The organism is Streptomyces sp. BK340 (genome assembly GCF_007827595.1).
In the GTDB taxonomy this organism is placed as follows: Bacteria; Actinomycetota; Actinomycetes; order Streptomycetales; family Streptomycetaceae; genus Streptomyces.
Genome location: NZ_VISR01000027.1, coordinates 148443 through 166162, shown reverse-complemented (window position 1 = coordinate 166162; position 17720 = coordinate 148443). Strand labels below are relative to the sequence as shown.

Sequence of the window (17720 nt, the reverse complement as noted above, 5' to 3'; positions counted from 1 at the left end):
GCAGGGGGGACCCTGTGGGAGAGTAGGACGCCGCCGAACAAATTTTGAGAAAACCCCCGCATCTTCGGATGCGGGGGTTTTCTGCGTTCCGGGTCCTTTAGGGTCGAGGTATGCGCTACGACCTGATCATCTTCGACAACGACGGTGTCCTCGTGGACAGCGAGCCGATATCCAACCGGCACCTGGCCGCCTATCTGACCGAGTTGGGGCACCCGACGTCGTACGAGGACTCCATCCGGGACTACATGGGGTCGGCGATGCACCGGATTCACGAGCTGGTCCTGGAGCGGACCGGGCAGCGGCTGCCCGAGGACTTCGACGATGTCTTCCACGCACGGGTGTTCGCCGCGTTCGAGCGGGAGTTGAAGCCCGTGGCGGGCGCCGATGTCGTGCTGGAGAAGCTGGTCGCGGACGGGGTGCCGTACTGCGTCGCCTCCTCCGGGAGTCATGAACGGATCCGGGTGGGGCACCGGACCACCGGACTCGACCGGTGGTTCGACGAGGAGAGGATCTTCAGTTCGCAGGATGTGGGGCGCGGCAAGCCGGCGCCCGATCTCTTCCTCTACGCGGCCGAACGGATGGGTGTCGCCCCGGATCGGTGTGCCGTCGTCGAGGACTCTCCACTGGGCGTGCAGGCGGCCGTGGCGGCCGGGATGGACGTGTACGGGTACACCGCGATGACGCCGGCCGACCGGCTCACCGGCGCGAACCAACTCTTCTCCAGCATGGGGGAGTTGGCTGACCTGCTGGTGTGACCCGAGCCATCGGCTCGGTGCTGACATTTGTCATGCTGACCTCCGGACGTTCGTGCCTACTGGCGGACCCCTCCCGGCAGCGAAGCTGAGGGCATGACGAAGAACACGGGGATCCAGGGCCGCAGCGACGACCGGAAGCAGAACCCGAGCGTGCTCGACAACTTCAAGCCACTGCTCCTGGACGTGGCGGTGCCGCTCGGCTCGTACTACCTGTTCAAGGACGGTTTCGGGATGAGCACCTTCGCCGCGCTCGCCTGGAGCAGCGTGGTCCCGGCGGTGCGGACCCTGTGGAGCCTGACGAGGGAGCGGAAGGTCAACGGCCTGGCCGGGCTCATCCTGGTCGTCAACGTCGTCTCGCTGCTGCTGAGCTTCGTCTCCGGCGACCCGCGGCTGATGCTCGCCAAGGACAGCGGGATCAGTAGCACGGTCGCCATCGGGATCCTGGTCTCCGTCCGGCTCGGAAGGCCGATGATGACGGCCGGCATGAAGCCCTTTCTGGTGAAGGGGGACGCGGCCAAGGAGGCCGCCTGGGAACGGCTGATGTCCGGGGCGGTGGCCGGCTCCGCGGCCTTCCGGAGCAAGGAGCGGGCGTTCTCCGTCGTCTGGGGCCTGGCGCTGCTGGCCGAGTGCGTCGTGCGGGTCGTGGGCGCGTACACCATCCCCGTGGACACCATGGTGTGGCTCGGTACGGTCATCATGCTCGGGGCGATGGGGATCGCCATCGTGATCAGTGGTGGCCTGGCCATCGATCCGATGGAGAAGATGCTGGCCGCCGAGGTCGAGGCCGGCCGGGCCGAGGCGCCGGAGGTCGCCGTCGCCGCCTGATCCTCCGCTCGGGTAAAGCTGAAGGAAATTCATCTTTGGCTGGATCTACCCACAGGTAGCCCGGGGCCCTACGCTCGCCGCCATGACTGATGTGCTGCGGCGCGGCAGGGCCTCGCTGGCGTTCAGCTTCTTCGCGCAGGGTGCCACCTTCGCGCTGCTGGTGACGCGCATCCCGGCGATCCAGGACCGGTACGGCATCTCCGACGCACTGCTCCCGGTCTTCCTGGCCGCCGTCCCGATCCTCGCCGGGGTCGGCAGCGTGACGACCGAGCAGCTGGTCAGGCGAATACGGCCCAGCCGGCTGCTGCGCTGGTCCCAGCCGGTGGTGCTGCTGGCGCTGCTCGGGGTCGGGGCGGGCGGGGTGATGGCCGAGGTGGGGCTCGCCCTGGCCGCGTTCGGGCTGGCCGTGGGGGCGCTGGACGCCTCCATGAACATGCTCGGGGTGAGCCTGCAGCGCACGTACGGGCGCAGCATCATGCTGAGCTTCCACGCCGCCTACAGCCTGGGCGGGATCGTCGGGGCCTCGCTCGCCTGGGCCGGGGCGCACTGGCACCTCGCGCTGTGGGTGTCGTATCTGCCGGTGGTGGCCGTGCTGCTGCCGGCGACGCTGGTCGGGAGCCGGTGGTACGTCGACGGGGACGCGGCGCCGGTGGCGGAGGAACAGGGCGGTGGCACGGTCGTCTTCAAGCTGCTGCTGCCGCTGTGTCTGGTGATGACCTTCGCCTACATCGGGGACTCGACGGTCTCCAACTGGAGCGCGAAGTACCTGAAGGACGTGCTCGGGAGCTCGGAACAGCTGGCGACGGTGCCGTACAACGTGTACATGGTGACCACGCTGGCCGGGCGGGCCATCGGGGACCTCGGGGTACGGCGGTTCGGGGCGGCCGCGGTCGTACGGCTCGGGGCGCTGGTGGCGGCCGGAGGGTTCGCGGTGGTGTCCGTGGCGCCGGACGCGTGGCTCGGGATGCTCGGGTTCACCCTGCTGGGGCTGGGGCTGTGTGTGCTGGTGCCGCAGACGTTCGCGGCGGCGGGGCGGTTGTTCCCGGGGGCTTCGGACGCTGCGATCGCCCGGCTCAACATCTTCAACTACGTCGGGTTCCTGATCGGTTCGCCGCTCGTGGGGGCGCTCGGGGACGCCTGGAGCTACCGGGGCGCCATGCTGGTGCCGATGGTGTTGGTGCTGGTGACGTTGGTGTACGCCAGGTCGTTCGGGGCTCAACCGGACCGATACGGTGGCGGGCATGAGCGGCCGCGCACAGCTGATGTGGGACGAGGCAGTAACGGGCTATGACTTCGGCCCGGACCATCCGATGGATCCGGTCCGGCTGGAGCTGACCCGGAAACTGGTGGGCGCCTTCGGGCTCGACCGGGAGCTGGAGGTCGTCGCGGCGAAGCCGGCCGGGGAGTCGACCTTGCGGCTGGTCCACCGGGAGGACTACATCCGTGCCGTGAAGGCCGCGTCGGCGGATCCGGGCTCGGCGCAGGGGGCGTACGGGCTGGGCACGCTGGACGATCCCGCCTTCGCCGGGATGCACGAGGTGTCCGCGCTGATCGCGGGGCAGTCGGTGGGGGCCGCGGAAGCGGTGTGGCGGGGGGACGCGCTGCACGCCGTGAACTTCGCCGGAGGGCTGCATCATGCGATGCCGGGCGGTGCGTCGGGGTTCTGTGTCTACAACGACGCGTCGCTCGCGATCGCGCGGTTGCTGGAGCTGGGGGCCGAGCGGGTCGCCTATGTAGATGTCGACGTGCATCACGGGGACGGGGTGCAGGCCGCGTTCTGGGAGGATCCACGGGTTCTCACGATCTCGCTGCACGAGCATCCCCGTACGTTGTTCCCGCAGACCGGGTGGCCGGAGGAGACCGGGGCCGGGGCGGGCGAGGGCGCCGCGGTCAACGTGGCGCTGCCGGCGGGGACCGGGGACGCGGGGTGGGTGCGGGCGTTTCACGCCGTGGTGCCGGAACTGCTCGCGTCGTTCCGGCCGCAGGTGATCGTTTCGCAGCACGGGGCCGACACGCACTTCGAGGATCCGCTGGCCCACCTCGCCGTGTCGTTGGATGCGCAGCGGGCCGTGCAGGTGGCCTGTCACGAGCTGGCGCACGAGTACGCGGACGGGAGGTGGGTCGCCCTGGGGGGCGGTGGGTACGCGGTGGTGGAGGTGGTGCCGCGGTCCTGGACGCATCTGGTGGGGATCGCCGCGGGGCGGGAGGTCGCTCCCGAGGCGATGATTCCCGAAGGGTGGCGGCAGGAAGTGTTCGCCCGGACCCGGCAGTTGGCTCCGCAGCGGATGACCGATGGGCGGTGGCCGGTGTCCTTTGCTTCCTGGGAGTCGGGGTACGACCCTGCGGATCGGCTTGATCAGGCTGTGCTGGCTACTCGGCGGGCGGTGTTTCCGACGCGGGGGCTGTTGCCGTGACCAGGGGGGCTCCCGCCCCCCCTGACCCCCCCCGGCCCATGCCCACCCACCGCCCGACTCGCGAGTTGAATAGGCGCCCAACAAAGATCCGGTTACGCCGACCGTGCGGTCTTTCGTCGTTCCGAGCGCGGTGTCACCCACCGATGAGTCACCATCGCACCCGTGTTGACCGCCGATGCCCTCCGCGCGCATCTGCTGGCTGTCCGGATGGCCGGAGAGGTGGGCACCTCCCGGGAGGACAGTCTTCGCAGCTACCGGCTCTTCGCTGCCCGGGATCCGCGGGTGTTGATCGGAATCGATCCCGAACGGTTCTGGGGTCCGGGGGAGTTGCTGGCTCTGATGGCCGAGAGGTGTGGGGTCTCGGCCGATCCCCGGCACACGTCCGGGCCGGATGTGATCGATCCCGGGCGGACTCTCGCCGCGTTGGACGCCTTCGCGGAGCGGGTCGGGAGTGCGGCCCGGCGGGGGGCGCCGGTGCTGCTCGGGACCGGACATCCGCATCGGCTGCTCGGCTTCTACGGCGGCTTGGCGGACGCTCTGTCGGCGGCGGGGTGTGAGGTGCTCACCCCGGCGCAGGGTCGCTGTGTCGACATATTGACCCGGTTCGGTCTACGTACGTACCGCCTGGACTACGTACGAGGTGTTGCCTTGGTGCGAGAACCGGAGGGCGAGCGCCCCGGTTGTGAGCCGGGTGTTCACTGTCATTCACCCCTGCCGGTTCGGGTCGCCCTGGCGGCCGCCGCCGACGCCGGCGGGCCGCTGCCCGAGCTGGTGATCGGTGACCACGGCTGGGTCTGCGGGGCAGGTCAGCTGGGGTTTGAGGCCATTGGTCTCGCGGATACGGATGACCCTGCGCTCTTTGTGGGGGAGGCGGAGGGGGTCGTGTCCGTCGCCGTTCCGGTTGATGACGCTGTGCGGTCTAGTTACTACTCGCCGCTTACCCGCTACGTACTCAATCGAGCGTGTCTGTCACAGTAGGCCGCCGATGGGTGCACCTCTTCCCCACTCGCATCACCCGCCCCTACATTGGGGAGTGAGCACGCAACGACGAAGAGTCACCGGAAGGGGAAGCCGGTGGCCGTCGAGTGCGGAAGGTTCAGGTGTGTCATGGCTGCAGCTGGCGAGAGGCCTCTGAACGAGGTTCAGTTCCTTACCGTGGCGGAGGTTGCCTCGGTGATGCGAGTGTCGAAGATGACCGTGTACCGACTGGTGCACAGCGGTCATCTGCCCGCGATCCGGGTGGGGCGGTCCTTCCGCGTCCCGGAGCAAGCGGTACACGAGTACCTTCGCGAGAGTTATGTGGGGGTGGAGACGGCCTGACGACGCCTCCGGTAACCCCGGAAGACCCCTCGATTACGACCTCGGCGCTCGGACGGGTAGGCTAGCCCCTCGTAGGTCGTGTGGGCCCATGGCGCCCAAACAACCGAGTGATGAGAAGTGAGCGAGGGTAGTCGTGGGCTCTGTTATCAAGAAGCGGCGCAAGCGGATGGCCAAGAAGAAGCACCGCAAGCTGCTCAAGCGCACGCGCGTTCAGCGCCGCAACAAGAAGTAAGCGGCGCCGCGAGAGCGTGTCCCTGTGGCCCCCCGTCCGTAAAGGGCGGGGGGCCACAGTCATGTCCGGGGTACCCGGTGCAGGGGTACTCGGCATATTCCGATTGGGGAATTTTCGTCACCTCGTGCATCGGGCGGTCATCACAGCGCAACATCAACCCGCTAGGTTGGCCGCACACGGGTAACGCGGGAAGGAAGGCGCTGATCTTGGGAAAGGTCGTGCTCGTCACCGGAGTGGCCCGACAGCTGGGCGGCCGGTTCGTGCGGCGGATCCAGCGGGACCCCGAGGTGGATCGGGTGATCGCCGTGGACGCGGTGCCGCCGGCGCACCATCTGGGCGGGGCGGACTTCATCCAGGCTGACATCAGACAGCCCACCATCGCCCGGGTGCTGGCCGAGACGGGCGCCGACACGGTCGTCCACATGGACGTGACCGGCACCGCGCTGGGCAGCGGCAGCCGGGCCACGGTCAAGGAGACCAACGTCATCGGCACCATGCAGCTGCTGGGCGCCTGTCAGAAGTCGCCGACCGTGCAGCGGCTGGTGGTGAAGTCCAGTACGAACGTGTACGGGTCCGCGCCGCGGGATCCGGCCGTGTTCACCGAGACGATGCCGCCCAAGTCGCTGCCGAGCGGCGGGTTCGCGAAGGACGCGGTGGAGGTCGAGGGGTATGTGCGCGGGTTCGCGCGGCGGCGGCCGGACGTCGCCGTGTGCGTGCTGCGCTTCGCCAACATCCTCGGGCCGACCGCGGACACCCCGCTCGCCTCGTACTTCGCGCTGCCGGTCCTGCCGACCGTGTTCGGCTACGACCCCCGGCTGCAGTTCGTGCACGAGGACGACGTCATCGAGGTGCTGCGGATCGCCTCCCACGAGCCGCGCCGGGGCACCCTGAACAGCGGCACCTTCAACATCGCCGGCGACGGCGTGCTGCTGCTGTCGCAGTGCTCGCGGCGGCTCGGGCGGCCCATCGTGCCGCTGCTGCTTCCCGCGGTCACCTGGGCCGGTTCCCTGGTGCGTACGCTGGGCATGACGGACTTCTCGCCGGAGCAGATCCGGTTGCTCACCCACGGCCGGGTGGTGGCCACGGACCAGATGCGCGAGACGCTGGGCTTCCGGCCCAAGTACACGACGGCGGAGACGTTCGCGGACTTCGCGCGCAGCCAGGGACCCGGGCTGCTGCCGCCGGAGGCCCTCGCGGGGGCCGTCGACCGGATCGCCACGCTTGCCGCGAAGGGCAGCGGGCACCTTCCGACGCAGAGCGCCAACTGAGGAGCGCAGCAACGATGGCGGACGCCAAGGTCATTCCGTTCGACGACGACCGGTCCCGTGGGAGCGCCGCCCAGCGGCCCTCACGGCGCCGGAGCGCGGGCAGCAGGCGCGGCGCGGTCGGGGAGCCCGCGCCGGTCCGGGAGGTCCAGCCCCTGCCCACCAGGGCCGCCGAGCAGGATGATGTCTCTGTGACCAGGGAGGAACAGCCGCCTGCCGGGCCGCGGCACGACGGCGGGCTCGACCGCCGCATCGCGAGCGGCCTGGCCTTCCTGCGCCGCCGGCTCACCGGGGACTACGAGGTCGACGACTTCGGTTACGACGAGGAGCTGACCGACCAGGTCCTGATGTCGCTGCTGCGGCCGGTGTACGAGAAGTACTTCCGGGTCGAGGTGAAGGGCATCGAGAACATCCCGGCCGAGGGCGGGGCGCTGATCGTCGCCAACCACTCCGGGACCCTGCCGCTCGACGGCCTGATGATGCAGGTCGCCGTGCACGACAACCACCCGGCGGACCGTCATCTGCGGCTCCTGGCGGCGGACCTGGTCTTCGTCCTGCCGGTGGTCAACGAACTCGCCCGCAAGCTGGGGCACACCCTCGCCTGCGCCGAGGACGCCGAACGGCTGCTGGGGCAGGGGGAGCTGGTCGGGGTGATGCCGGAGGGCTTCAAGGGCATCGGGAAGCCGTTCGGTGACCGGTACAAGCTGCAGCGGTTCGGCCGGGGTGGTTTCGTCTCCACGGCGCTGCGGCAGGGCGCGCCGATCATTCCGTGCTCGATCGTCGGGGCCGAGGAGATCTACCCGATGATCGGCAACTCCAAGACGCTGGCCCGGGTGCTGGGTTTCCCGTATTTCCCGCTGACGCCGACGTTTCCGTGGCTGGGGCCGCTCGGGGCGATTCCGTTGCCGACCAAGTGGACGATCCAGTTCGGTGAGCCGATCGCGACGGACGGTTATCCGCCGGAGGCGGCTGAGGACCCGATGCTGATGTTCAACCTGACTGACCAGGTCAGGGAGCAGATCCAGCACACGCTGTACAAGTTGCTGGTGCAGCGGCGGTCGGTGTTCTTCTGAGTCGCTCCGGGCAAGCCGGCGGACGGAGTCCGGCGCGGCCGTGCGAAGCCCGCGGAGCGGCGCGAGGGCGGCAATGTAAATGGGTCGCTGCCCGGGTGCTGGGTTTCCCGTACTTCCCGCTGACGCCGACGTTTCCGTGGCTGGGGCCGCTCGGGGCGATTCCGCTGCCGACCAAGTGGACGATCCAGTTCGGTGAGCCGATCGCGACGGACGGTTATCCGCCGGAGGCGGCTGAGGACCCGATGCTGATGTTCAACCTGACTGACCAGGTCAGGGAGCAGATCCAGCACACGCTGTACAAGTTGCTGGTGCAGCGGCGGTCGGTGTTCTTCTGAGTGGTCTACGGCAGCGGGGGGCGCCCCTGCTCGGAAAGGGACGCCCCCGCTGCTGTTCTCCTGTGGGGCTAGCTCGCGTCCTCGCCGTCGATGCCCAGGCCGGGCAGCAGGCCGGGGAGGAGCGGCGGGAGGGTGACGTCCGGCTCGGGCAGCGGCGGTTTGGTGGTGGACGGGGTGCCGCCGTCGTTGCCGACCTTCGGTGGGTCGAGCAGACCGCCCGTGTCGCCCCCGATCAGGCCGCCTCCGCTGTCGCCCGTGGCGGAGCCGCTGGGGCTGCCGGAGCCGCCCGTGTGCTTGCCGGAGGAGGGGGTGTTGCCGGAGCTGGGTGTGGTCGCGCGGTGCGTGCCGGAGGTGCCGGTGGACGCCGCGCCGGAGCCCTGTCGTGTGCCCCCGCCGGTCTGGGCCGGCGGCTGCGGGAGCAGGGACTGCAGCGGGGCGACCTCTTGGTCTATGGCGTCGAACACCGACGACACCTGCTGCTTGACGTCTCCCAGCTGCACCGGCAGCTTGTCGCTGAGCAGGCTCCAGGCCTCGCGGTGCGACCGGGAGAAGGAGTCCAGGGCCTGGATGGGGCCCAGGGAACCGGGGTCGCGCTCATAGGCCGCGTGCAGCAGGCGGTGGCCTTCGGTCACGTCCTGCTGCATGCCGGACAGGGTGCGGCGGATCTCGCCGATGGACTCGTGGTCGAGGTGACCGCCGCGGCCGCGCTCCATCAGCCGACGGGCCTCGCTCAGCCGGGTGGAGGCCTGGTCGAGGTAGGTCTTGCCGCGCTCGTCGTCCCCGTCGCTCATGTAGTTGAGTTTGATGTCCTCGATGCCGCGCTTGAGGCCGTACAGCGAGTCGCCGGGCAGCGCGTCGGAACTCGCGGCGGCGACCCCGCCGAAGGCTCCGGCGGCCACACCGACGCTGAGCCCGCCCGCGGCGAGCCCCTTGGTCAGTCTCGAACGCGGACGCAGCTTGCCCAGCGGGCTCGCCCGGTGCGCCCCTCGGCCGCGGCTGCGCTGCTCGGGCACCGCCGCACCCGCCGCCCCGGTCCCCTCCTGGAGCATGGCCTCCATCGCGGCCACCAGCTGGGCGCGCTGGACGACCTTGACCTCGGGGTCGAGCTTCGGCCTGGGCAGCGCGCCGAGACCCGCCGCGAGGGCCAACAACTCGCGTTGCCCGGTCCCTTCCTCGGCGGTCGGCGGCGGATCCGCCGCCGCTGCGGACTGCTCGGCCGCCGTGTCCCGGTCGGACTGCTCCTCCAGGGCGTGGGCGAAGGCGTTCGCCCGCCGGTGGGCCGATACGTTCGCGATCACTGGCGGCACCTCCTCTCGTCATCACCGTCGACTCCCCAGGGGGTCCTGAGGGTTGCACGCCCACGACCACTTCCACACGATCGAGCGATCAGGGTCGGCCAGGACGTGACCACAGGGAGCCTGTATCCCGCACAACGAGCGGCTCGGCACTTGGGTTACGGACGGCGGATGATCCGGTCGGATTGGCAACGGGCGTTCACGGAACGTGAGTTGAATGCCGCCCGCCGTCGCCCTGAGTGGCGGACGTCAGCGGGCGTCGTCCGGCAGGAGCCGGGCGAGGGTGCGCACGGCTCGGTACTGGAGGGTCTTGATGGCGCCCTCGTTCTTGCCCATCACCCGGGCGGTCTCGGCGACCGAGAGGCCCTGGAGGAAGCGGAGCGTCACGCACTCCTGCTGCTGGGGGTTGAGCCGGCGTACGGCGTCGAGGAGCGCGGCGTTGGAGAGGGACTCCAGGACGGAGTCCTCCGGGGAGCGCTCGACCTCGTTGGCGTCGAGCATCTCGCCGGTGGTGACCTCCAGGCGGAACCGGCTGGACTTGAAGTGGTCCGCCACGAGGTTCCGGGCGATCGTCACCAGCCAGGCACCGAAGTCGCGGCCCTGCCAGGTGAAGGTGCCGATCCGCCGGAGCGCCCGCAGAAAGGTCTCACTGGTGAGGTCCTCGGCGGTCGCCTTGCCGCCCACCCGGTAGTAGATGTACCGGTACACCGTGTCGCTGTACTGGTCGTAGAGCCGTCCGAAGGCCTCGGCCTCGCCGGACTGGGCGCGCTCCACGAGGTCCATCATCCGGGCGCTGTCGCTGTCGGCGGCCGGCCGGCGGGCGGTCGTGGCGCCGGACGTGCGACCGCGTCTGCCGACGGCTGCACTGCCCTCGGCCAGCGCGTAGCACGGGCCCACGGGTGCTGCGGCGGTGGCGAAGGCGGGGACGGCGTACGCGGTGGGGACGAGGCCGCGCAGCGTCTCTTTGACCGCCGCGACACTTGCGCGCAGCGTAGCCAGGCCCGAGGCGTCAACCCCGACGTGTGGGTACACGGGACTCCCAGAGGCAGAGCTTCCATCACATGCAGTACCGGAACGTTCACCCGTCGTAGCGACGGAGGAGTGCCGGTTTGCGTCTGAGGAGAATAACGCTTCGTGCAGGCACTGCTACACCGAGTTGCTCAAATCGTCGATTGCGTCGCTTCTGTAACCGGTTGATGCCTCTTCAAGTGCCGCAGAGTGTCCGGTTGTTGATCGGAAAAGGGCGGGTTTCGGCGAAGTGGGGGGCGTGTTGGGGAAAGGCGGGCATAATCCGGCGGCAGACGACACGATTCGGCACCCATGGGTACATGACAAATGGCCCGGCGTTACGGCCGGGCGCGGCGAGGGGTGCCCCAAGGGCGCGGGGAACTGCGCGAGCGGCCACGACCGGCCGGCAGCCGGGGATGACCTGCAGCTTTATGGCGAGCACCCGCTGATCGCGGGCGGGACTACCGGCGACGCCGGCTCAGTGCGATCGCTGCCGCGGTGCCACCGGCGACCGCTCCGACGCCCGCCGCCGCCGGAATGCCCACCTTCGCCGCCTTGCGGCCCGTGCGGTAGTCGCGCAGGCGCCAGTCCTTTTCGCGGGCGTGTTTGCGCAGTTTGGTGTCGGGGTTGATCGCGTAGGGGTGGCCGACCAGGGACAGCATGGGGATGTCGTTGTGGCTGTCGCTGTAGGCGGCGCAGCGGGAGAGGTCGAAGCCCTCCGCCGCGGCCAGCGCCCGTACCGCCTCCGCCTTGGCCGGGCCGTGCAGCGGTTCGCCCACCAGCTTGCCCGTGTAGACGCCGTCGACCGACTCCGCCACCGTGCCGAGCGCGCCCGTCAGGCCGAGGCGGCGGGCGATGACCTGGGCGATCTCGACGGGGGCGGCTGTGACCAGCCACACCTTCTGGCCCGCGTCCAGGTGGGCCTGCGCGAGGGCGCGGGTGCCCGGCCAGATGCGGTCGGCCATGTACTCGTCGTAGATCTCCTCGCCGATCGTCTCCAGTTCGGCGACGCGGTGGCCCTTGACGATGGAGAGCGCGGAGTCGCGGGCGTCCTGCATGTGCTCGGGGTCCTCGACGCCGGCCAGCCGGAACCAGGCCTGCTGCCAGGCGAACCTGGCCAGGTCGCGGGTCTCGAAGAACTTCCGCTTGTACAGGCCCCGGCCGAAGTGGAACAGCGCGGCGCCCTGCATCACGGTGTTGTCGAGGTCGAAGAAGGCGGCGGCCCGGTCGTCGCCGATCACCGGGAACTCCGGTTCCTGTTCGGCGGCCTGCGTGGCCTCCTGTGCCCCCTGCGCTTCCAGCGAGGACTTGCGGGCGGCCTCCGCCGAGGCCTCGCCTGCCAACACGCTCCGCGCCGTGGCGGAGCGCCTACGGGGAGTGAGCCATCCGAGAGCGGCCATGGCGTGAGCATAGCCAGTTTGTTCGGTGGTTCCGGAGTCGAGAGGTTGGAAGGGTGTGAACTCTCCGCGTCCGCGTCGTTAAAGAAGCGCGAGAATGGCCGACATGAGTCCCCTCTTCCGGCGTAAGGCCGCCCCGCAGGAGCGGCTGGTCACGCTCATCCGCAAGCCCGGCTGCCATCTGTGCGACGACGCACAGGCGGTGATCGAGAAGGTCTGCGGCGAACTCGGCGTCCCCTGGGAACAGAAGGACATCACCCAGGACCGGCAGCTCCACGACCAGTACTGGGAGCAGATCCCCGTGGTCCTGGTCGACGGCCGGCAGCACACCTTCTGGCGGGTGGACGAGGGCCGCCTCCGCAAGGAACTGACCGATTAGTACAAGACCGCACCGAACGTCCCTTAGGATCGACGGCGGTTTGGTCTCGGGGGCGGGATTCACGAGGAGTGTGTCGGTTTTGCCCCCAGGAAGGGCCCAGGGATGACGCGCGTGACCCCGGTCACGTTGGCCGGGCAAATCGGACACCATCTTTGTGCACGCGTTCACAAAGACATAGCCTGCTGTCGACGGGGCGGTCTGGGGACGTATGACCGCCTGCAGCCCCGCTCAACCCGCAGGAGCACCGTGGCAACTGGCCGAACACACCGACCGGCGACCCGTAGCCGAGGGATTCCCGAGGCCACCGTCGCTCGGCTTCCGCTGTACCTCCGAGCCCTGACCGCACTGTCGGAGCGCTCGGTACCCACGGTCTCCTCCGAGGAACTGGCCGCTGCGGCGGGGGTCAACTCCGCCAAGCTGCGCAAAGACTTCTCGTACCTGGGCTCCTACGGAACGCGCGGTGTCGGCTACGACGTGGAGTATCTCGTCTACCAGATCTCCCGTGAACTCGGCCTGACCCAGGACTGGCCGGTTGTCATCGTCGGTATCGGTAATCTCGGCGCCGCCCTGGCCAACTACGGCGGTTTCGCCTCCCGTGGCTTCCGGGTCGCCGCGCTGATCGACGCCGACCCGGCGATGGCCGGAAAGCCGGTCGCGGGCATCCCTGTCCAGCACACCGACGACCTCGAGAAGATCATCAAGGACAACGGGGTCTCCATCGGCGTCATCGCCACCCCTGCCGGTGCCGCCCAGCCGGTCTGTGACCGGCTCGTGGCCGCCGGGGTGACCTCCATCCTGAACTTCGCGCCGACCGTGCTGTCCGTCCCGGACGGCGTCGACGTGCGCAAGGTCGACCTCTCCATCGAGCTGCAGATCCTCGCCTTCCACGAGCAGCGCAAGGCCGGCGAGGAGACCGCCGAGGGCGGCCCGCTGCCCGCGGCCGCTCCCCGTGGCGCGGCCGCCGACGACTCCGCCGACCAGGGGCCCGACGGGGACGTACCCGCCGTGATGCCGGCATGAGTCTCCTCGTCGTGGGTCTGAGCCACCGCAGCGCCCCGGTCAGCGTGCTGGAGCGGGCCGCGCTGAGCGTGGACGCCCAGGTCAAGCTGCTCCAGGACACGGTCGCCGCCGAGCCGGCCACCGAGGCCGCGGTGCTCGCCACCTGCAACCGCATCGAGCTGTACGCCGACGTGGACAAGTTCCACGCCGGTGTCGCCGAGCTGTCCACACTGCTCGCCCAGCACAGCGGGGTCGGCCTCGAGGAGCTGACGCCGTATCTCTACGTGCACTACGAGGACCGGGCCGTCCACCACCAGTTCTCGGTGGCCTGCGGTCTGGACTCGATGGTCGTCGGCGAGGGACAGGTCCTCGGGCAGATCAAGGACTCCCTGGCCCGCGCCCAGGAGCTGCACACCGCCGGCAAGCTGCTGAACGACCTGTTCCAGCAGTCCCTGCGGGTCGGCAAGCGGGCCCACTCCGAGACCGGCATCGACCGGGCCGGCCAGTCCCTGGTCACCTTCGGCCTGGAGCAGCTGGCCGCGGGCGGGGACGTCAAGGAATGGGCCGGGGGCCGCCGGGCCCTGGTCATCGGTGCCGGGTCGATGTCGTCCCTGGCCGCCGCCACGCTCGCGCGTGCCGGGGTGGCCGAGGTCGTCGTCGCCAACCGCACCGTCGAGCGCGCCGAGCGCCTCGCGCAGATCCTCACCGAGGCGGACGACACGACGGTGACGGCCCGTGCGGTACGGATGGACGCCGTGCCGGACGAGCTGACACGTGCCGACATCGTCGTCTCCTGCACCGGCGCCACCGGCCTGGTCCTGACGGCCGAGGCGGTCGCGAAGGCGGTCGAGGGCCGCACCGGACAGCCCGTGGCCGACCTCGGCGACGGCGCTCGTACGGCCGTGAAGGCCGCGCTGCCTGCCACCGGCGTCGGCACCGAGGAGAACTGCCCGCTGGACCTGGCCGCCGTGCAGGGGGCCACCGGCTTCTCCGTGCTCGGCGAGGCCGCCGTGGCGGGCATGGACGCGGCCACCCTGGAGCAGCACGCGGCCTGGGTCGACAACGGCACCGTGGACCGGCGGGAGGCGGCCCGGCGCAGCCCCGAGGCCGACGCCGAGCTGATCACCGCGCTCGCCGCCACGGCCGCGACCGTCGGCCGTATCCCCGAGCGCCGCAAGCCGGAACCGGCCGCCGTCATCCCGCGGCCGGCCCCGGCCGTGTTCTTCCTCGACCTCGCCATGCCCCGCGACATCGACGCGGCCGTGCACCGGCTGGCCGGGGTGCGGCTGGTGGACATCGAGTCCCTCGCCGAGGCGTCCGCGGACGCGCCGATGGCGGCCGACGTGGACCAGGTCCGGCGTATCGTCTCCGACGAGGTCGCGGCCTTCGGCGCGGCACAGCGGGCGGCGCACATCACGCCGACCGTCGTGGCGCTGCGCACCATGGCCGCCGATGTCGTCGCCGGTGAGATCGCGCGGCTCGACGGCCGCCTGCCCGACCTGGACGAACGCCAGCGCGGTGAGATCCGGCAGGCCGTGCACCGGGTCGTCGACAAGCTGCTGCACGCGCCGACGGTACGGGTCAAGCAACTCGCCGCCGAGCCCGGCGGCGCCGGGTACGCGGACGCGCTGCGCACCCTGTTCGACCTCGACCCCGAGACGGTGGCCGCCGTCTCCCGGGCCGAGGACAGCACAGACAAGAAGGACCGACCGGCATGACTGAGAAGGCACTGCGACTGGGGACGAGGCGGAGCAAGCTCGCCATGGCCCAGTCCGGGCAGGTGGCGGAAGCCGTGAGCCGGGTGACCGGCCGGCCCGTCGAGCTGGTCGAGATCACCACGTACGGCGACGTCTCCCGCGAGGCACTCGCGCAGATCGGCGGCACCGGTGTGTTCGTCACGGCGCTGCGCGACGCGCTGCTGAGGGGCGAGGTGGACTTCGCGGTTCATTCGCTCAAGGACCTGCCGACCACGCAGCCCGACGAGCTGGTCCTGGCCGCGGTCCCCGAGCGCGAGGACCCGCGGGACGTGATCGTCGCCCGGGACGCGCTGAAGTTCACGGACCTCCCGCGGGGCGCCCGCATCGGTACCGGCTCCCCCCGCCGCATGGCGCAGCTGAACGCATACGCGCGCGCCCACGGCCTGGACATCGAGACGGTCGCGATCCGCGGCAACGTCGACACGCGGATCGGATACGTCCGCGACGGCGAGCTGGACGCCGTCGTACTGGCCGCCGCCGGACTGAACCGGATCGGCCGGATCGACGAGGTGACCGACTTCCTGTCGGTCGACACGGTTTTGCCCGCCCCCGGCCAGGGGGCCCTGGCGATCGAGTGTGCCGCGGACAACGCGGACCTGATCGCGGCGCTCGGCGAGCTCGACGACCCGTTCACCCGGGTCGCCGTGACCGCCGAACGGTCACTGCTCGCCGCCCTGGAGGCCGGCTGCAGCGCCCCTGTGGGCGCGCTGGCCGACCTTCCCCCTCTCTCGGCTCCGCTCGAGCGGGGGGACTCCCAGGCCGACGCGCAGATTGTCAACGAAATGCGCCTGCGAGGCGTCGTCGGCACCACCGACGGCACCCGTACGGTGCAGCTGTCCACCACCGGTCCCGTGCCCCAGACGTATGAGCAGGCGGTGGCACTCGGTCGCGAACTCGCCACCGAGATGCTCGCCCAGGGTGCGGCCGGTCTGATGGGGGAGCGAGCACAGTGAGCCCCACCACCCTTCCCGCCGGTCCGGAACACGGGCACGTCACCTTCCTCGGTGCCGGACCCGGGGATCCGGGACTGCTGACTCTGCGCGCAGTGGAGGCACTGTCGAACGCGGACGTCCTGATCGCCGAGCACGAGGTGCTCGACGTGATCCGGACGCACGCCCGGCAGGGCGTCTCCGTGGTGCGAACGGACGGGGATTCCTCCTCGGTGTCGCCGCCGGGCTCGGGCACGCCGCAGCTCACGGTCGTTGACGGCGCGTCAACAACCGCTGCGGTCCCGTCCCCTGCCCGGGATGCCGCTCATCTTGTCATGGAGGCCGCACGGGGCGGCAGGCGGGTCGTCCGTGCGGTGTCCGGGGACCCGGGACTAGATACGTACGCGGCCGAGGAAATGCTCGCCTGCGCCGCCGCCGGTGTGCCCTTCGAGGTCGTACCGGGTGTGGCGGCCGCGGTCGGCGTGCCCGCGTACGCCGGTGTGCCGCTGCGGGACGCGCAGGGCACGGACGTCCGGTTCGTGGACGCCCGTACCGCCTCCGACCGCTGCTGGACGGAGGTCGGCGCCTCCGACGGCACGGTGGTCGTGTCGGTGACGCTGGACGCGGTGGCGGCGGCCGCCGGCGAGCTGGTGGCGGCGGGCCGCAAGCCGGACACCCCGATGTCGGTCACGATCGCCGGTACGACGACCCGTCAGCGGACCTGGACGGCGACGCTCGGCACCATCGCGCAGACGCTGAAGCAGGCGAAGGTGCTGCCGTCGCCGGACGGCGGCCGGCCGGTGATAGCCGTGGTCGGCGAGCGTTCCGCCGCCGCCCAGCGCGACCAGCTGTCGTGGTTCGAGTCCAAGCCGCTGTTCGGCTGGAAGGTGCTCGTGCCGCGTACGAAGGAGCAGGCGGCGTCGCTCTCCGACCAGCTGCGGTCCTACGGCGCGGTGCCGCACGAGGTGCCGACGATCGCCGTCGAGCCGCCGCGGACGCCCCAGCAGATGGAGCGGGCCGTGAAGGGGCTCGTCACCGGGCGGTACGAGTGGATCGCCTTCACCTCGGTGAACGCGGTCAAGGCCGTGCGGGAGAAGTTCGAGGAGTACGGGCTCGACGCCCGGGCCTTCGCGGGCATCAAGGTGGCCGCGGTGGGTGAGCAGACGGCCAAGGCGCTGGTCGACTTCGGTGTGAAGCCGGATCTGGTGCCTTCGGGGGAGCAGTCGGCCGCCGGTCTGCTGGAGGACTGGCCGCCCTACGACCCGGTCTTCGACCCGATCGACCGCGTCTTCCTGCCCCGTGCCGACATCGCCACCGAGACCCTGGTCGCCGGGCTCATCGAGCTGGGCTGGGAGGTCGACGACGTCACGGCCTACCGGACCGTGCGGGCCTCGCCGCCGCCGGCGGACACGCGGGAGGCGATCAAGGGGGGTGGCTTCGACGCCGTTCTCTTCACGTCGTCCTCGACTGTCCGGAACCTGGTGGGTATCGCGGGCAAGCCGCACAACGTCACCGTGATCGCGTGCATCGGTCCGGCCACGGCGAAGACGGCCGAGGAGCACGGGCTGCGGGTCGATGTCATGGCTCCGGAGCCGTCCGTGCTGAAGCTGGCGGAAGCGCTGGCCGACTTCGGTCTCAAGCGGAGGGCTGCCGCCCTGGAGGCGGGGGACCCGGTGACCCGGCCGAGCGAGCGGCGTCCCGGGGCGCGCAGGCGCCGTACGACGACCTGAGGTTCCA

At 70.5% G+C, this 17720-nt stretch carries 17 protein-coding genes and 1 pseudogene; 15 read left to right on the top strand and 3 right to left on the bottom strand.

Annotated elements, in window-relative coordinates:
- The first annotated feature begins 110 nt into the window (after positions 1–110).
- From FB157_RS36165 to FB157_RS36120, 10 genes and pseudogenes are all read left to right on the top strand, one after another.
- A complete protein-coding gene (locus FB157_RS36165) occupies positions 111–755 on the top strand; it encodes an HAD family phosphatase (protein ID WP_145884946.1) in 645 nt (214 codons plus the stop codon).
- A 93-nt stretch (positions 756–848) separates the two neighbouring features.
- Positions 849–1580, top strand: a complete 732-nt coding sequence (locus FB157_RS36160) for a VC0807 family protein (RefSeq protein WP_145884945.1) — start codon at positions 849–851, stop codon at positions 1578–1580.
- An 82-nt stretch (positions 1581–1662) separates the two neighbouring features.
- Positions 1663–2871: an MFS transporter gene (locus FB157_RS36155; RefSeq protein WP_145884944.1), complete on the top strand. Its 1209-nt coding sequence runs from the start codon at positions 1663–1665 to the stop codon at positions 2869–2871.
- Positions 2822–3994 (top strand): acetoin utilization protein AcuC, encoded by a 1173-nt coding sequence (locus tag FB157_RS36150; protein ID WP_145884943.1) that lies wholly within the window; start codon positions 2822–2824, stop codon positions 3992–3994. The genes FB157_RS36155 and FB157_RS36150 overlap by 50 nt, the downstream gene beginning before the upstream one ends.
- A gap of 162 nt (positions 3995–4156) precedes the next feature.
- Positions 4157–4972, top strand: coding sequence for a phosphatase (locus FB157_RS36145; protein ID WP_145884942.1), 816 nt, complete (start codon positions 4157–4159; stop codon positions 4970–4972).
- Positions 4973–5101: 129 nt separating this feature from the next.
- A complete protein-coding gene (locus FB157_RS36140; protein WP_004984898.1) occupies positions 5102–5314 on the top strand; it encodes a helix-turn-helix domain-containing protein in 213 nt (70 codons plus the stop codon).
- A 133-nt stretch (positions 5315–5447) separates the two neighbouring features.
- Positions 5448–5546 (top strand): 30S ribosomal protein bS22, encoded by a 99-nt coding sequence (locus FB157_RS36135; protein ID WP_003948845.1) that lies wholly within the window; start codon positions 5448–5450, stop codon positions 5544–5546.
- A 206-nt stretch (positions 5547–5752) separates the two neighbouring features.
- Complete coding sequence (locus tag FB157_RS36130; RefSeq protein WP_145884941.1) at positions 5753–6814, top strand: NAD-dependent epimerase/dehydratase family protein; 1062 nt, start codon at positions 5753–5755, stop codon at positions 6812–6814.
- A gap of 14 nt (positions 6815–6828) precedes the next feature.
- Positions 6829–7884: a lysophospholipid acyltransferase family protein gene (locus FB157_RS36125; RefSeq protein ID WP_145884940.1), complete on the top strand. Its 1056-nt coding sequence runs from the start codon at positions 6829–6831 to the stop codon at positions 7882–7884.
- Positions 7885–7973: 89 nt separating this feature from the next.
- Positions 7974–8219: pseudogene (locus tag FB157_RS36120) on the top strand (glycerol acyltransferase); the annotation flags it as partial.
- Positions 8220–8287: 68 nt separating this feature from the next.
- Here the strand turns inward: FB157_RS36120 and FB157_RS36115 are convergent.
- From FB157_RS36115 to FB157_RS36105, 3 genes are all read right to left on the bottom strand, one after another.
- Positions 8288–9517: a DUF5667 domain-containing protein gene (locus tag FB157_RS36115; protein ID WP_145884939.1), complete on the bottom strand. Its 1230-nt coding sequence runs from the start codon at positions 9515–9517 to the stop codon at positions 8288–8290.
- Positions 9518–9763: 246 nt separating this feature from the next.
- Positions 9764–10546 carry an ECF subfamily RNA polymerase sigma factor, BldN family gene (locus tag FB157_RS36110; protein WP_145884938.1) on the bottom strand — a complete coding sequence of 261 codons (783 nt, stop codon included), beginning with the start codon at positions 10544–10546 and terminating at the stop codon, positions 9764–9766.
- Positions 10547–10983: 437 nt separating this feature from the next.
- Complete coding sequence (locus FB157_RS36105) at positions 10984–11922, bottom strand: HAD family phosphatase (protein ID WP_145884937.1); 939 nt, start codon at positions 11920–11922, stop codon at positions 10984–10986.
- 94 nt (positions 11923–12016) lie between these two features.
- On the opposite strand from FB157_RS36105, the gene FB157_RS36100 reads away from it, so the two are divergent.
- From FB157_RS36100 to FB157_RS36080, 5 genes are all read left to right on the top strand, one after another.
- Complete coding sequence (locus FB157_RS36100; RefSeq protein WP_145884936.1) at positions 12017–12298, top strand: glutaredoxin family protein; 282 nt, start codon at positions 12017–12019, stop codon at positions 12296–12298.
- A gap of 246 nt (positions 12299–12544) precedes the next feature.
- The gene (locus FB157_RS36095) at positions 12545–13318 is read left to right on the top strand and encodes a redox-sensing transcriptional repressor Rex (RefSeq protein ID WP_145884935.1); all 774 of its coding nucleotides are present in this window, start codon (positions 12545–12547) and stop codon (positions 13316–13318) included.
- Positions 13315–15015 (top strand): glutamyl-tRNA reductase, encoded by a 1701-nt coding sequence (locus FB157_RS36090; RefSeq protein WP_145884934.1) that lies wholly within the window; start codon positions 13315–13317, stop codon positions 15013–15015. The genes FB157_RS36095 and FB157_RS36090 overlap by 4 nt, the downstream gene beginning before the upstream one ends.
- Positions 15012–16007, top strand: a complete 996-nt coding sequence (gene hemC / locus FB157_RS36085; protein ID WP_145884933.1) for a hydroxymethylbilane synthase — start codon at positions 15012–15014, stop codon at positions 16005–16007. Before FB157_RS36090 ends, hemC begins: the two co-directional genes overlap by 4 nt.
- A complete protein-coding gene (locus FB157_RS36080; protein WP_145884932.1) occupies positions 16004–17713 on the top strand; it encodes a uroporphyrinogen-III synthase in 1710 nt (569 codons plus the stop codon). Before hemC ends, FB157_RS36080 begins: the two co-directional genes overlap by 4 nt.
- Positions 17714–17720 lie beyond the last annotated feature (7 nt).

Excerpts from the sequence above, each read along its gene's own strand:
- FB157_RS36160 (WP_145884945.1), top strand. The coding sequence starts at position 849 with ATGACGAAGAACACGGGGATCCAGGGCCGCAGCGACGACCGGAAGCAG.
- hemC (WP_145884933.1), top strand. The coding sequence starts at position 15,012 with ATGACTGAGAAGGCACTGCGACTGGGGACGAGGCGGAGCAAGCTCGCC.
- FB157_RS36105 (WP_145884937.1), bottom strand. The coding sequence starts at position 11,922 with ATGGCCGCTCTCGGATGGCTCACTCCCCGTAGGCGCTCCGCCACGGCG.
- FB157_RS36150 (WP_145884943.1), top strand. The coding sequence starts at position 2,822 with ATGAGCGGCCGCGCACAGCTGATGTGGGACGAGGCAGTAACGGGCTAT.
- FB157_RS36125 (WP_145884940.1), top strand. The coding sequence starts at position 6,829 with ATGGCGGACGCCAAGGTCATTCCGTTCGACGACGACCGGTCCCGTGGG.
- FB157_RS36100 (WP_145884936.1), top strand. The coding sequence starts at position 12,017 with ATGGCCGACATGAGTCCCCTCTTCCGGCGTAAGGCCGCCCCGCAGGAG.
- FB157_RS36155 (WP_145884944.1), top strand. The coding sequence starts at position 1,663 with ATGACTGATGTGCTGCGGCGCGGCAGGGCCTCGCTGGCGTTCAGCTTC.
- FB157_RS36140 (WP_004984898.1), top strand. The coding sequence starts at position 5,102 with ATGGCTGCAGCTGGCGAGAGGCCTCTGAACGAGGTTCAGTTCCTTACC.
- FB157_RS36090 (WP_145884934.1), top strand. The coding sequence starts at position 13,315 with ATGAGTCTCCTCGTCGTGGGTCTGAGCCACCGCAGCGCCCCGGTCAGC.
- FB157_RS36165 (WP_145884946.1), top strand. The coding sequence starts at position 111 with ATGCGCTACGACCTGATCATCTTCGACAACGACGGTGTCCTCGTGGAC.